Source organism: uncultured Roseobacter sp., assembly GCF_947496515.1.
Classification (GTDB): domain Bacteria; phylum Pseudomonadota; class Alphaproteobacteria; order Rhodobacterales; family Rhodobacteraceae; genus Roseobacter.
In genome coordinates this window covers 125,411-140,202 of record NZ_CANMDB010000006.1, presented here as the reverse complement: position 1 = coordinate 140,202, position 14,792 = coordinate 125,411, and the positions used below count along the sequence as shown (strand labels likewise).

General features: G+C 64.0%; 11 protein-coding genes. 4 read left to right on the top strand and 7 right to left on the bottom strand.

The genetic code is table 11. From position 1 onward, the window contains the following. Nucleotides 1-84: 84 nt before the first annotated feature. The 6 genes from Q1A53_RS12685 to purC all read right to left on the bottom strand — a co-directional run bounded on the left by Q1A53_RS12685 (nt 85) and on the right by purC (nt 8,061). Nucleotides 85-2,739, bottom strand: coding sequence for a ribonuclease E/G (locus Q1A53_RS12685; RefSeq protein ID WP_299967152.1), 2,655 nt, complete (start codon nt 2,737-2,739; stop codon nt 85-87). A 487-nt stretch (nt 2,740-3,226) separates the two neighbouring features. Continuing rightward, a complete protein-coding gene (locus Q1A53_RS12680; protein WP_299967150.1) occupies nt 3,227-4,561 on the bottom strand; it encodes a sigma-54 dependent transcriptional regulator in 1,335 nt (444 codons plus the stop codon). 3 nt (nt 4,562-4,564) lie between these two features. Further along, complete coding sequence (locus Q1A53_RS12675; RefSeq protein WP_299967147.1) at nt 4,565-6,325, bottom strand: ATP-binding protein; 1,761 nt, start codon at nt 6,323-6,325, stop codon at nt 4,565-4,567. A 36-nt stretch (nt 6,326-6,361) separates the two neighbouring features. Then, complete coding sequence (gene purQ, locus Q1A53_RS12670; protein WP_299967145.1) at nt 6,362-7,030, bottom strand: phosphoribosylformylglycinamidine synthase subunit PurQ; 669 nt, start codon at nt 7,028-7,030, stop codon at nt 6,362-6,364. After that, complete coding sequence (purS, locus tag Q1A53_RS12665) at nt 7,030-7,260, bottom strand: phosphoribosylformylglycinamidine synthase subunit PurS (protein ID WP_299967142.1); 231 nt, start codon at nt 7,258-7,260, stop codon at nt 7,030-7,032. Before purS ends, purQ begins: the two co-directional genes overlap by 1 nt. A 42-nt stretch (nt 7,261-7,302) precedes the next feature. Next, nucleotides 7,303-8,061 (bottom strand): phosphoribosylaminoimidazolesuccinocarboxamide synthase, encoded by a 759-nt coding sequence (gene purC / locus Q1A53_RS12660; protein ID WP_299967139.1) that lies wholly within the window; start codon nt 8,059-8,061, stop codon nt 7,303-7,305. A gap of 153 nt (nt 8,062-8,214) precedes the next feature. On the opposite strand from purC, the gene Q1A53_RS12655 reads away from it, so the two are divergent. After that, a complete protein-coding gene (locus Q1A53_RS12655; RefSeq protein WP_299967136.1) occupies nt 8,215-8,529 on the top strand; it encodes a DUF1476 domain-containing protein in 315 nt (104 codons plus the stop codon). Nucleotides 8,530-8,644: 115 nt separating this feature from the next. Beyond that, on the top strand, nt 8,645-9,667 hold the full coding sequence (bmt, locus tag Q1A53_RS12650; RefSeq protein WP_299967133.1) for a betaine--homocysteine S-methyltransferase: 1,023 nt from the start codon (nt 8,645-8,647) through the stop codon (nt 9,665-9,667). A gap of 57 nt (nt 9,668-9,724) precedes the next feature. Here the strand turns inward: bmt and Q1A53_RS12645 are convergent, their stop codons facing one another. Further along, complete coding sequence (locus Q1A53_RS12645) at nt 9,725-10,351, bottom strand: TetR/AcrR family transcriptional regulator (RefSeq protein WP_299967130.1); 627 nt, start codon at nt 10,349-10,351, stop codon at nt 9,725-9,727. A 77-nt stretch (nt 10,352-10,428) separates the two neighbouring features. Here Q1A53_RS12645 and Q1A53_RS12640 point away from each other — a divergent pair, with 77 nt between their 5' ends. Beyond that, nucleotides 10,429-11,598, top strand: coding sequence for an efflux RND transporter periplasmic adaptor subunit (locus Q1A53_RS12640; protein ID WP_299967127.1), 1,170 nt, complete (start codon nt 10,429-10,431; stop codon nt 11,596-11,598). Then, nucleotides 11,598-14,735 (top strand): efflux RND transporter permease subunit, encoded by a 3,138-nt coding sequence (locus Q1A53_RS12635; RefSeq protein WP_299967124.1) that lies wholly within the window; start codon nt 11,598-11,600, stop codon nt 14,733-14,735. The genes Q1A53_RS12640 and Q1A53_RS12635 overlap by 1 nt, the downstream gene beginning before the upstream one ends. Nucleotides 14,736-14,792: the final 57 nt, after the last annotated feature.

Genomic DNA, 14,792 nt, shown 5'->3' with positions numbered 1-14,792 from the left:
CTGACGTGGGTGCAGAGCGGACCCGCATTGAAAAAGCGCAACCCGCGGGCTGCGCTTTTTGATTTCAACACAGTTTCGGCGCGCTCAACCGCCCAATGACCACCAACCGCGGCGCTTGGGCTTGGCCGGTGCTTCTTTTGCAGTCTCGGGTTCCGGTGCTGCGGCAATGGGTTCAGGCTCGGGCGCCGTTTCCGGCTGAGGCGCCGGAGTTGCCTCTGGCTGAGCATCTGCTGCAACCGGCGTCTCAGGCGTGGCCTCTGCAGAAACCTCCGCGTCCTTCTGCGCCGGTGCTGCCTCTTCCTTGGGCTTTTTCGCACGGCTCGCGCGTTTGCGCTTTGGCTTCTCGGGCGGGGTCTCCTCGACCGTCGGAGCAGCTTCTGCCGTGTCGCTTTCGGCGACCGGCGCACTGGTGTCCCCCGCATCCTCCGCCGCGGCTTCGGCGCGGGCCTTGGTGGTGCGCGAGCGGCGCTTGGGCTTGGGTTTCTCGGCGGGGTCAGCCTCCGTTGCCTCGGCAGAATGATCCGCGCCGTTCACCTGCTGAGGACGGTCTTCGGCGTCCTTGGGTGCAGCATCCTGGCTTGCCTCTGCTGCCTGCGCGTCGGCGTCGGGCTGCGCGTCCTGCCCGTTCTCGCCGTTTGACTTGTTCCTGCTGCGACGACGACGGCGGCGGCGGCGTTTGGGCCGACCCTCACCATCACCCTCTTCCTGCCGGGCTGGCTCACTGCCCGGCGCAGCCGGTGCCTCTTCTTCAGCCGCAACTGGTGCGTCATCGGCGGCGTCTACTTCATCCATGATCGATGTATCAACCGACACCACATGCGCTGCACCGGCTTTTACCACGCGCGTCGCTGTCTTGAACTTTTCCAGCTCGAAATCGGGGCTGACCAGCGCCGGGTCCCCCTCGATCCGCACGGAGAGGCCGTAGCGTGCCTCGATCTGCGCGATGTGCTCGCGCTTTTGGTTCATCAGGAAGTTCGCGATGCCCACCGGCGCCTTGATCAGCACCTCGCGGGAGCGTTTGCGCGTCCCCTCTTCCTCGATCTGCCGCAGGATCGACAGCGCCAGATTGTCATCCGAGCGGATGAGCCCGGTGCCGTGGCAGGCCTGACAAGGCTGGGTCGTGGCCTCGATCATACCGGGGCGCAGGCGCTGACGCGACATTTCCATCAGCCCGAAGCCGGAGATGCGGCCCACCTGGATGCGCGCACGATCCGTCTTCAGCTTTTCCTTCATCCGCTTTTCGACGGCGGCGTTGTTCTTGCGCTCGTCCATGTCGATGAAGTCGATGACGATCAACCCCGCCAGATCCCGCAGCCGCAGCTGGCGCGCCACCTCGTCGGCGGCCTCCAGGTTGGTCTTGGTCGCCGTCTGCTCTATGGAGCCTTCCTTAGTCGCCCGGCCGGAGTTCACGTCGATCGCCACCAGCGCCTCGGTCACCCCGATCACGATGTAGCCGCCCGAAGGCAGCTGCACCGTGGGGTTGAACATCCCCGCCAGATAGCTTTCCACCTGGTAGCGCGCAAAGAGCGGCAGGCTCTCGGTATAGAGCTTCACGTTCTTGGCATGGGACGGCATGATCATCTTCATGAAGTCCTTGGCGGTGCGGTAGCCGCGCTCGCCTTCCACGAAGACCTCGTCGATCTCGCGGTTGTAAAGATCGCGGATCGAGCGTTTGATCAGGTTGCCTTCCTCGTAGATCTTCGCGGGTGCGATGGATTTCAACGTCAGCTCGCGGATCTGCTCCCAAAGCCGTTGCAGGTATTCATAGTCGCGCTTGATCTCGGCCTTGGTGCGTTTGGCGCCCGCCGTGCGCACAATGAGACCAGCACCCTGCGGCACCTCGATCTCATGGGCGATTTCCTTGAGCTTCTTGCGGTCGGCGGCATTGGTGATCTTGCGGGAAATGCCACCGCCACGGGCCGTATTGGGCATCAGCACACAGTAGCGCCCGGCAAGGCTCAGGTAGGTGGTGAGTGCCGCACCTTTGTTGCCTCGCTCTTCCTTGACGACCTGTACCAGCAGGATCTGGCGCACCTTGATGACTTCCTGGATCTTGTAGCGCCGGGGCCGCGGTTTGCGTGCCGGGCGGATATCCTCGTGGTCATCGTCGTCCGCGACGGATTCGATGCTGTCGTCCTTGGAGGCCGCATCAGACGCGCGCTGAGGCGCATCCTCGTCATCATCGCTCTCATCGCCGGTGGCCTGCGCCTCACCCGCACTGTCGTCGGGCTCTTCGACGGGTGTTTCACCCACCCGCTCCATGGGCGAGGAACCTTCCTCATCCGCCAGATCGATGGTCTCCATCCCGTTGATCGGCTCGTCGTCCACGTCCTTCGTGGCGACGGCATCATCACTCGCGGTCTCTTCCGCCTTTGCCTTGGACCGGCTGCGGCTGCGCGTGCGGCGCTTGGGCTTTTCGTCCTCGTCTTCCTTGGCCTTCTGGGCCTCGGCGTAGGCACGTTCCTCTTCCATCAGGGCCTGACGATCGGCGACCGGGATCTGATAGTAATCGGGATGGATCTCGGAGAACGCGAGGAACCCGTGGCGGTTGCCACCGTAATCCACGAAAGCCGCCTGAAGCGACGGCTCGACCCGTGTTACTTTTGCGAGATAGATGTTGCCAGCGAGCTGGCGTTTGTTCTCGGATTCAAAATCGAACTCCTCGACCTTGTTTCCGTCCACCACCACAACGCGGGTCTCTTCCGCGTGGGTGGCATCGATAAGCATTTTCTTGGCCATATTTCCAAATTGCACAGTCGCGACCGCACATCCCCCGGGGGGGCTGCATGATGCGAACGATGTCTTGTCAGGGCGATCTGAGACGCGCGCGGCGCATGACCCTCAGGGGTCATGGCAATCCTGCTCAGTGCATTGGCGCGCGTCATCGCGGTTCTTCTCCGACACGAGGGCCACCACGCCGTTGCGGCGCACCTCCCGTATCCATTATAAACTGCGGTTCCAAGGTCATATCACCTGTGAGCCGTCAGCGGTTCGTTGGCCGTTTCCGGCCCAATCGGTCTGCCCTGGCGGCACGATCTCTATCGCGTCGGGCCCAGGTCAGCGAAACTGAATCGAAAGGGGGCATCTACGAAGGCCCGCTTCCAACCCCCAATAAATGCCACACAGGGGCAAAACACAATGGCAAAAAACGATTTACGGCGCGGGACTCCGCCTATCCAACGGATTCTAGGGGTTTTTCAAGCCCACACGCCAAAGTAGAAGGCGGTCAGAGATAGTCCGACCGCTGCAATCCGTACTTCGCCATCTTCTCGTTGAGGGTCCGCCGCGGCAGGCATAGCTCGTCCATCACAGAAGCGATGGAGCCGCGGTGCCGCCGCATGGTGTTGTCGATCAACATCCGCTCAAAGGCTTCAACGTATTCCTTCAGCGGCTTGCCCTCGGTGGTCATCACCGGCTGCATATCCTCGTGATCGTTCATCAGCAGGGAGGCGATGGTGCCTGACCCACGGCGCGACTGCAGCACGGCGCGTTCGGCGACGTTGATCAGTTGGCGCACGTTGCCGGGCCAGGGTGCCTGCAACAGCTGCGCTGCTTCCTGAGCGGAGACCTGCGGCGCGTCACAGCCGTATTCATCGGCAAACTGCTCGGAGAGCCGGGTAAAGAGCGTCAGGATATCCTCGCCGCGCTGGCGCAGGGGCGGCACGATGATCCGCAGCGCCGCCAGACGGTAGAAGAGATCCGGGCGCAGCGCATCCTCGGAGGTGCGACCCGCTTCCTGCAGGTTGGAGATGCCCACGATACGGGTTTCGGCCGGTGCCCCCTGCTCGTTGATCACGCTGAGCAGTCGCGCCTGCAACGTCTCCGTCAGCGCCTCGATGTCTTCCAGCACCAGCGTGCCGCCGCGCGCCTCCTCAATGGCGGGGAGTTGCGCGTCCTCCGGGTTCATCGGACCAAAGAGCCGCTTGCTCAGCGCTTCTTCCTCATAGGCACCGCAGCTGATCAGCACGAATTTCTTACCCGCGCGGGAGCCCACCGCATGCAGAGCGTGCGCCACCAGTGTCTTGCCGGTGCCGGTCTCGCCGTCGATCAGCACATGGCCGTCGGCCTGCCCCAGATCGAGGATGTCTTCACGCAGCCGCTCCATCACCGGGCTTTGACCGATGAGCTTCTTCATCAGCTGACCGCCGTCGCTGAGCTCACGCCGCAGCGCGCGGTTGTCCATCACCAGACGACGGGCGCCTGTGGCTTTCTTGGCCAGTTCGTTCATCCGGTCGGGGTTGAACGGCTTTTCAAGGAAATCGAACGCACCTACGCGCATGGCCTCCACCGCCATGGGCACATCGCCGTGACCGGTGATCATGATCACCGGCAGCGCGCTGTCATTGCCCATCAGCTTTTTGAGAAACTGCATCCCGTCCATGCCCGGCATCTTGATGTCGGAGATCACGATACCGGGATAGTCCGGCCCCAGGATCTTGAGCGCATCCTCGGCGCTGCCAAAGGTCTCGGTGTCATAGCCAGACAGCGCCAGCCACTGGCTGATCGACTGCCGCATGTCCTGTTCGTCGTCCACAATTGCGATTTTCATGGCTTGTGTCATGGATTACTCCGCCGCTTGCTTGCTGTGTTCGCCGTCCATGATGGGCAGCTGCATTTCAAAAACCGCACCGCCGGCCTGACCGTTGCGAGCCGTGAGCCGTCCCCCAAGATCGTTAACGATACCTGAAGATATGGCAAGACCGAGGCCCACGCCATCGCCGGGCTGCTTGGTGGTGTAGAAAGGTTCAAATAGTTGGTCGAGATCTTCTATCCCGGGACCGTTGTCGCGCACGGTCAGAGTTGCCGTCTCGCCCGCCGACAGCAGGATGTCAACCTTGGGGGCCGCCTCGGACTTGGTCGCGTCGATGGCGTTGCGCAGAAGGTTGACCATGACCTGTTCGATCCGCAACCGGTCGCCCATTACCTCGACCGGTTGATCGGGCACGATCCGGCTGATCTGCACATGGCGCTGACGCAGCTGCGGCTCCATCATCGACAGGCTGGAGGCAAGCGCATCGCCCATATCTACAGGGGAAAACGCCTCCTGTCCCTTCCGCGCGTAGGACTTCAGCTGCCGCGTGATCCCCCCCATCCGTTCGATCAGATCGTCGATACGGCCAAAGGAGGACAGTGCCTCTTCCTGCCGGTTGCGCCGCAGCAAAAGCCGGGCCCCGGCGAGGTAGGTTTTCATGGCCGCCAGAGGCTGGTTGAGCTCGTGGCTGACCGCCGCCGACATCTCACCCAGAGCGGCCAGTTTGCTCGACTGCTCGAGCGTCTGTTCGGCCACAGCGAGGGTCTCCTGCACCCGTTTCCGCTCGGCGATTTCCCGCTGGAGCGCCGCGTTCAGGGTCCGCAATTCGGCAGATTCCCGCTGAAAGAGCGCCATCCGCAGCGCCGTCCGGCGGTTCAGGGCGTAGAAACTGAGCGCGAGCAGGATCGCAAACCCCATGATTTCCAATGCCAAAACACCGTTCACCCGCTCGCGCACACTGGCGTAGGTGGTAAAGCTCGCCATCTTCCACCCGCGAAAGGGAATGCGGGTCTCCATCCGCATCACCGCCTTGCCCGCGAGGTAAGCGTCCGGCGGCAGCGAGGTCCAATCGGCGGTCGCCTGAATGGCGCGCTGAATGGCGCCGGTGGGCGTCTGGCGGGTCAGCGCCTCTTCCTCGGTGCGCCCGCGCCAGCGTGGCTCGGTGGTCAGGATGATATTGCCGGTGCTGTCGGTGACCATCACCGCGTCCGAAATCCCCGCCCAGGCGCGGCCAAACTTCTGCAGATCGACCTCGACCGCGATCACCCCCAGCACTTCGGACCCCGACTGCACGCGGCGCGAGTAGAAAAACCCGTAGCCGCCCGTCTCACGCTCGGCCACGGTGAAAATCGTGGCATTGGCCCGCACTGCATCGACGAAATACGCCTCCGCGCGGTGGCTGGAGCCGAGCCGGTTGCGATCCGTCGCCGCCACCGTGCGCCCGTCCATGTCAAAGAGCATGAGCGAGGCCGCCCCGATCTCCTCCACAAAGGAGATGAGCCGCCGGGTCGAGGCCGTATAATCCGCCGAATTCAGCGCGCCGATCAGCTCGGCGTCGCGCGCCAGCAATTGCGGGACGATGGCGTTCTGGCGCAACTCTGAGACCAGATTGCCGCTGTAGAGCGCGAGCCGCAGCTCCGCCCGGTTGCGGGTGCTTTCGGTGAAACGATCTGTCAGCAGCTTGTTGGTGACAAAGACAACGCCCACCGCGATGGCCAGCAGAATGGCCAACGCCCCCCTGATCCGCCAGTTGACGGACCGGGCACTGGTCTCGACTGCGGTGCGCGTGTTCATGCGCAATGATAGGCGCAAGGACGCAGGCGGCTCAAGTCACGCTTTGATCAGCGCGCCGGCCAATGCGCGGAAGAGCGCTTGCCCATCGGTGCCGCCGTGGGCGGTATCGGCGGCGCGTTCAGGGTGCGGCATCATCCCCAGCACGCGGCGGTTCGGCGACAGGATGCCTGCGATATCGGCCTGGGCGCCGTTTGGATTATCCGTGTAGGAGAAGGCCACCAGATCCTCGCCCTGCAGCCGTGCAAGGGTATCGGGCTCGGCGAAATAGTTGCCGTCGTGATGGGCGATGGGAATGTCGATGACATCGCCCGCGTTGTAGCCTTCCGTGTAGGCCGATTGCGAGGTCTCGACCTTTAAGCCGACCGTCTTGCAGATATATTTCAGCCCGGCGTTGCGCAGCAGCACACCCGGCAGCAGACCCGTTTCCGTCAGCACCTGGAAGCCGTTACAGATGCCCAACACATACCCACCCGCCTGCGCGAGGTCGGCCACGGCGCGACAAATGGGCGAGTTGGCCGCGATCGCCCCGCAGCGCAGGTAGTCACCAAAGGAAAAGCCACCCGGGATCCCCACCACATCGACACCCGCAGGCAAGTCCGTATCCTTATGCCAGACCATACTGACCTGAGCGCCCGCGGCCTCGAACGCCACGGCAAGGTCACGGTCACAGTTGGATCCCGGAAAGACGACGACGGCTGCGTGCATCAGCCCATCTCCACCGAATAGGATTCGATGACCGTGTTGGCCAGCAGCTTCTCGCACATGGCTTCCACATCCGATTGGGATGCTCCGTCGTCCAGATCAAGCTCGATCACCTTGCCCTGACGCACGCCCTTGACCCCCGAAAACCCGAGCGCACCCAACGCGTGCCGCACGGCCTCACCCTGCGGGTCCAGCACCCCGGTCTTGAGCATGATATGCACCGTTGCCTTCATGTCCTGCTTTTCCTCTTTTGGTCGCTTCGCACTGCGGCGGGATCAGTTGATCAAGGTGGGTTTCGTCACCGGCGCTGTCTTGGGCATGACGCCGAGACGGCGCGCGACTTCGGTGTAGGCGTCCTTGAGATCGCCCAGATCACGGCGGAACACGTCTTTGTCGAGCTTCTGACCGGTTTCCATGTCCCATAGACGGCAGCTGTCCGGGCTGATCTCGTCGGCCACGATCAATCGCTGGAAATCGCCGTCAAAGACACGGCCCACCTCGATCTTGAAATCCACCAGCCGGATGCCCACCGCCAGCATCACCCCGGACAGAAAGTCATTGACCCGCAGCGCGAGGCTGAGGATATCGTCCATGTCCTGCTGGCTGGCCCAACCGAAGGCCGCGATATGTTCCTCCGTCACCAGCGGATCGCCAAGCGCATCATCCTTGTAGCAATATTCCACGATCGGCCGCGGCAACTGTGTGCCCTCGTCGATGCCCAACCGTTTGGACATGGTGCCGGCCGCATAGTTGCGCACGATGATCTCCAGCGGCACGATCTCGACTGTGCGCACCAGTTGCTCGCGCATGTTCAGCCGCTTGATGAAATGATTGGGCACGCCGATCTGGCCAAGCCCTGTCATGAAAAATTCACTCAGTCGGTTGTTCAGCACGCCCTTGCCTTCGATCACCGCCTTTTTCTCGGCGTTGAAGGCGGTGGCATCATCCTTGAAATACTGCACGATGGTGCCCGGCTCTGGCCCTTCATAGAGGATCTTTGCTTTGCCTTCGTAGATTTTCTTGCGCCGGGCCATGGGCGTCCTTTCCCCGTTGCACCATGGGGATCACGGCGCCGATGGGCTTCTCTTAGTGCAAGCCCTGCGTTGCTGCAAGCCAGCGCCCTTGTGCTCGGAGACCAGAGCCCGCATATCAAACTCGGGATTTACGAAGCCGCAGGAGACCAGACCATGACCACCTTTGACGATCGCGAAAACGCCTTTGAAAACAAATATGCCCATGACGCGGAGATGCAATTCAAGGCCGAAGCGCGCCGCAACAAGTTGCTGGGCCTCTGGGCCGCGGAGCTGCTGGGCAAATCGGGTGAGGACGCCGCCAACTACGCCAAGGAAGTGATCAAGGCAGATTTCGAGGAAGCAGGCGACGAGGATGTCTACCGCAAGCTTGCTGGCGATCTGGGGTCCAAGGCGGACGAGAGCACGATCCGCACCAAGATGCTGGAGAAGATGGCCGAGGCCAAGGCCCAGCTGATGCAGGAGACCTGAGCGTCGCCAGGCATCGGCGCTGTAAACACTCTCATAACCAAGTTGAGGATAATGCATTTGCGTTGACCCCGGCTTCATGAGATGCGCGGGCCATCGCAGCGATGAGAGGCCCGCCATGACCAATCCGATGATCCGTCTTCTGGACGCGCGTGGCGTGCTGTTGGCCGATGGTGCGACGGGCACCAACCTTTTCAACATGGGGCTGATGTCAGGCGACGCGCCCGAGCTGTGGAACACGCAAGAGCCCGGCAAGATCAAGGCGCTTTACACCGGGGCGGTCGAGGCGGGCAGCGATCTCTTCCTGACCAATTCCTTCGGCGCCAATGCCTCCCGGTTGAAGCTGCACGATGCCGAAAAGCGGGTGCACGAGCTGGCGCGGGTCTCGGCCGAGATCGCGCGTGAGGTCGCCGATACCGTCGGGCGGGAGGTGATCGTGGCAGGCTCCGTCGGCCCGACGGGCGAGATCATGGAGCCGGTGGGCACCCTCAGCCACAGCCTCGCGGTGGAAATGTTTCACGAGGCAGCCGACGGGTTGAAATCCGGCGGTGCTGACATCGGCTGGCTGGAGACGATCAGCGCGCACGAAGAATACCGCGCCGCGGCAGAAGGCTTTACGCTCGCGGGGCTCGACTGGGCAGGCACCATGAGTTTCGATACCGCCGGGCGCACCATGATGGGGCTGACAAGCGCCGATATGGTCAAGATGGTCGTGGATCTGGGCGATCAGGCGCCCCTGGCCTTCGGCGCCAATTGCGGCACCGGCGCGTCGGACCTGCTGCGCACGATCCTGGGTTTTGCGGCCCAGGGGCCCGAGCGTCCGGTGATTGCCAAGGGCAACGCAGGTATCCCCAAATATGTGGACGGGCATATTCACTACGACGGCACGCCGGAGTTGATGGCCGATTACGCGGTCATGGCCCGGGCCTGCGGTGCGCGGATCATCGGTGGCTGCTGCGGCACCATGCCCGAGCATCTGCGCCATATGCGCGAGGCGCTGGACACCCGGACGCTGGATCACCCGCCCGCGCTGGAGGAGATCGCGGCCAAGCTGGGCGGCTTTTCATCGCAAAGCGATGGCACCGGGGATGAGACGACCCCGGCTCGCCGCACATCGCGCCGCCGCCGGACCGCGGGCTGACATCAGGCTGACGAGACTTACGCGCCGCGGACCGGAGCGTCAGCACAGGCCCCGGTTTCAGCCGCGCCCGGCCTCCAGCACGCCGCGGGTGACGGTCATCAGAAAATCCCAGTCATCCAGCGCCTCGATCTCTTCCTTGTTCTTGCGGTCGATGCTCAGGAAGGCGTGCCCGTGCACGCTGGTCCAGAGGATGTAGGCCGTGAGGTTCACGACCTGATCGGGCACCTGTCGGCCGAGATAGTCGGCGCAGGCGGTCTCGACGATGCTGCGGCACAGGCGGCCCTTGGCGTGTAGCAGATCCTCATCCTCGTGGCCTTCCGTCAGCCCGAACATCAGCCGAAAGATGCCGGGTTCGGTCTTGGCGAAGGTGATGTAGGCCTGACCGATTCCCGCCACAGCCTCGACACTGCCCTCCGGATGGGCTGCACATTCCTGCGCCATCCGCTGCGCCAGACGGTCCATCGCGGCGGATACCAGCGCATTCAGCAAATCGGTCCGATCCTTGAAATGCTTGTACGGAGCAGCGGTGCTCACGCCTGCGCGACGGGCGGCTTCGGCCACGGAAAACCCTTCGGGGCCATGGACTTCCACCAGATCACGGACCACTTCCAGCAAACGCTCACGCAGGTCGCCATGGTGATAGGTTTTCCGCTGATCCGCTGAAATTTCGATGGTGCCTGACAAATCACTGACCTTTTTTCTTGATAAAGTTACAGGCTCTTACATATGTAAGTATCACTTACTTCACAAGCGAGCCTCACATGACCGCATCGTCCCATACCGCAAGATCGCGCCTGAGATCCATCATAGGACAGCTTGGCCGCCTCGTCCTCACCCTTTTGGTGATTGCCCTTGCGATCGGTCTGCTGGTGCTGGGGCGCGGCATTCTGGGAGAGCGGGCCGCCGCGGTCGAGGCGCCACCCGCCACGGCGCCGCTGGAGGTTGCGATCGCTCGCCTGCAGTTGCAGGACCATCGCAGCGTGACCCGGCGCTTCCCCGGTCAGATCGAAGCCGCACAGCGCACCACCATGGCCTTTGAAGCAGGCGGCACGGTCGCCGAGATGGCGGTGGACGAAGGCAGCAGCGTTGCCACAGGGGCTCTGATCGCCCGGCTCGACACCCGCCTGCTGGAAGCGGAGAAGACCCGGCTGACGGCCAATCGCCGGGCGCTGGAGGCGCAGGCGGAGCTTGCGCGGCGCACCACGGCCCGCCAGACCGAACTGCAGGAGCGTGGCTTCGCGTCCAATCAGGCCGTGGACAACGTGGCGCTGCAATTGACCGAGCTTGAGGCGCGCATCGCCGAAATCGACGCCAGCCGCGTCGCGGTCGATCTGCAGCTTGAGAAATCAGAGTTGCGCGCGCCCTTTGCGGCGACCATCGCCAGCCGCGCCGTCGATACCGGCAGCGCCGTCAGCCCCAGCCAGGCCATCGTATCGCTGGTCGAGGCCGGGCCGCCCCAGTTCCGCGTTGGCCTTAGCCAAGACATCATCGCCTCTCTCGATGCGGACACCGTCTATACCGCGCAGTTCGGCGACCGCAGCTTTGATGTGCGCCTTGCCGCCATCCTGCCCGAGCTTGATCCAACCACCCGCACCCGCACGCTGCTGCTCGATTTCCAGACGGGCGAACTGCCGCCGCTGCGCGAGACCGGCATGCTGGTGCTGGAACAGCGGATTGCGGAGCGCGGCGCCTGGGTCCCCCTTTCTGCGTTGCAGGACGCGCCCCGCGGGCTGTGGCGATTGCTGACCGTGCCCGATGGCGAGGCAGAGGCAGAGGCAGTCGAGGTTGGATCGGAGGCGGTCGAAGTGCTCTTTTCTGACGGTGCGCGCGCTTTCGTGCGCGGCACGTTTGAGGATAGCGCGCTCTACATCACCGACGGTCCGCACCGGGTCGTGATCGGCCAGACCGTGCGCCCGGTGGAGGCCCGCTGATGGAAACCCTGACGTTCCGCCAGCCGCGCATCGTCGCACTTGCCCTGCTCGTCATCATCGCGGCGGGGCTCTCCGCGCTTCTGGCCATCGGGCGACAGGAAGACCCGACGATCACCAACCTTTTTGCCACCATCACAACCCCCTATCCCGGCGCCGACCCGGCCCGGGTAGAGACGCTGGTCACCGCCGAGATCGAAGAGGCGATCCGCGAGATCCCGGAGGTGGACGAGATCAACTCCACCTCCGCCACCGGCATGTCCATCGTGCAGGTCGATCTGGCCGAAACCCTCGCCGATGACCGGATCGAGCAGATCTGGTCGGAGATCCGCGACGCCCTAGTGGATGCGGAGGCCGAGTTCCCCGCGGGGGTGGCCACGCCGGAGTTCTCCTCGGATGGCGCAGGCACCTACGGGGCAATCATCGCCCTGTCGGCGGATCACGAGGGCGTGCCGCTCAGCATTATGGGCCGCTACGCGGAAGAGCTGGCCGATGCCCTACGCAGCACCGCAGGCACGAAAGAGGTTGAGACCTTTGGTGTGCCGGAGGAGGAAGTACTCGTCACCCTTGACCCCGTGAGAACCGCGGCGCTTGGGCTGACCGCCGATGATATCTCCACCGCCATCGCGCGCGCCGACAGCAAGGGCCAGGCCGGGCGGCTACGCAGCGCGCAGAACGAGCTGATCCTGGATGTGAGCGGTGACATCACGGCGCTGGACCGGGTGCGCGAGGTGATCCTGCGAGAGGGCGCAGGCGGTCAGATCACCCGGCTGGCCGACATCGCGGAGGTGACCCGCGGCCCCCGGCTGCCCTTGGCCGAGCAGGCGCTGCACAACGGTCTGCCCGCGGTGCTGGTCGCGGCAAAGCTGGAAGACGGGCTGCAAGTGGATGTCTGGATGGACAGGATCGTCACTGCATTGGACCGCTTTCAACGCGACGTGCCCGCCAGCATCAGCGCAGAGCTGATCTTTGACCAGAGCCGCTATACCGCCGACCGGCTAGCGGAAGTGGGCGGCAATATGGCCATCGGTGTGGGCCTTGTGGTGGGGGTGCTGCTGATCACCATGGGGCTGCGCGCGGCACTCATTGTGGCGCTTATTTTGCCGGTGGTATCGCTGGCAACACTGGCCACCATGAACGTGATCGGGCTGGCCATCCACCAGATGTCGGTCACCGGGCTGATCGTCGCACTTGGGCTGTTGGTCGATGCGGGCATCGTGATGACCGATGAGGTGGGCCAGCGCGTGGCCCGGGGGCAGGCACGCATCAAGGCGGTGCGCGGTGCCGTGCGGCGGCTGGCAGCGCCGCTCTTTGCCTCCACCGTCACCACCGCGCTCTCCTTCACGCCGATGATCCTGCTGCCGGGACCTGCGGGCGATTTCGTGGGCTCCATCGCCATCGCCGTGGTGACCATGCTGCTGTGGTCCTTCGTCGTCGCCGTGACGCTGACCCCGGCGATCGCGGGCTGGGCCATGCCTGCGGCGAGCAAGACAGGGATGCTGGCGACGGGGCTCAAGGTCCCCGGTCTCTCGCGCGCCTTTGCGGCCAGCCTGCGGTGGGCCGTGCGCAACCCCGTCCGCTCCATCGCCCTGTCACTGGTGCTGCCGCTGCTTGGTTTCATGTCCATGCCGCTGCTCACAGCACAGTTCTTTCCCGGCGTGGACCGTGATCAGTTCCATATCGAGGTGGATCTGCGCCCCGGTGCCGCCTCGGGTCAGACCGAAGCGGTCGTTGACAGGCTCGATGCGCTGCTGCGCGCCGCCCCCGAGACGCGGCAGGTCTCCTGGGTGCTCGGTCGTTCGGCACCGGCGTTCTACTACAACATGGCGGGCGGACGCGACAACGCCGCCCGCTTTGCCGAAGGGTTGGTGACGACAACATCCCCGGAAGCGACAGAGACGCTCATCGCCCGGCTTGAACGCGAGATCGCGCGTGCCGCCCCTGAAGCACAGGTCCTCGTGCGGGGTCTGGTGCAGGGCCCGCCCGTCGATGCGCCGGTGGAGCTGCGCGTTGTCGGAGCCAACCTCGACCAGCTGCGTGAGATCGGGGCAGAGATGCGCCGGATCATGGCGGATGTGGGCATGGTGACGCTGGCGCGCGGCACCGTCACCACGGGCGCGCCCGAAGCGCGTATCGACGTGGACGAGGCCAAGGCCCAACAGCTGGGCCTGAGCCTTGCGGATGTCTCTCGCCAGCTGGAGGCCGGGCTTGAAGGGGTCACTGGCGGCTCGCTGCTCGAAGGCTCCGAAGATCTGCCCGTGCGGGTGCGCTTCGGCGCGGCCACGCGCAGCGACCTGACCGCCATCTCCGACATGATCCTGCTGCCGCCAACCGCTGCCGCGACCGCCGCGGCAGGCAATTTCCCCGGTGTGCCGCTCTCGGCTATCGCAGAGATTTCCCTTGAACCGAGCGAGCCTATCATCACGCGCCGCAACGCCGAACGGGTCAATACGATCCAGGCGTTCATCCTGCGCGACGTGCTGCCCGAAGAGGCGCTGAGCCAGGTGCAGGCAGCCCTCGACGCGCAGGGCTTTGCCCTGCCGCCCGGTTACAGGCTGGAGATCGGCGGCGACAGCGATGCGCGTGCCGATACGCTGGGCAACCTGCTGGCGTCGCTTGGGCTGATCGTGACCCTGTCGATCGCCGCCATCGTCATGACCTTCAATTCCTTCCGGCTGTCTGCCATCGCTCTTGTGGTCTGCGTGCTGTCGGCGGGCCTCAGCATCCTTGCGCTGGCCGTCTTCCAATACCCCTTCGGGATCAATGCCATCATTGGCGTCATCGGCTCCATCGGTGTGTCGATCAATGCAGCCATCATCATCATGACCGGGCTGCGCGACGATCCGGGCGCCCGTCAGGGCGATGCAGATGCGATGGTCGGCGTGCTCATGGGTTCCAGCCGCCATATCCTCAGCACGACCGTCACGACCTTTGGTGGCTTCCTGCCGCTCATCCTTGCGGGCGGCGGGTTCTGGCCGCCTTTTGCCATGTCCGTCGCGGGGGGCGTCCTGCTGTCGACGGTCGTCTCCTTCTATTTCACCCCGCCGATGTTCGCGCTGCTCTACGCTGGGAAAAGCAAGCGCAAAGCGGCGCCGAAGCAACCCGAACGGACGCTCAACCTGGTACAGGCGGCAGAATAACCACCGCCTGACCGAATGATCTTTATGAGAAGTTTTCGCGATTTGATCGCATTCGCG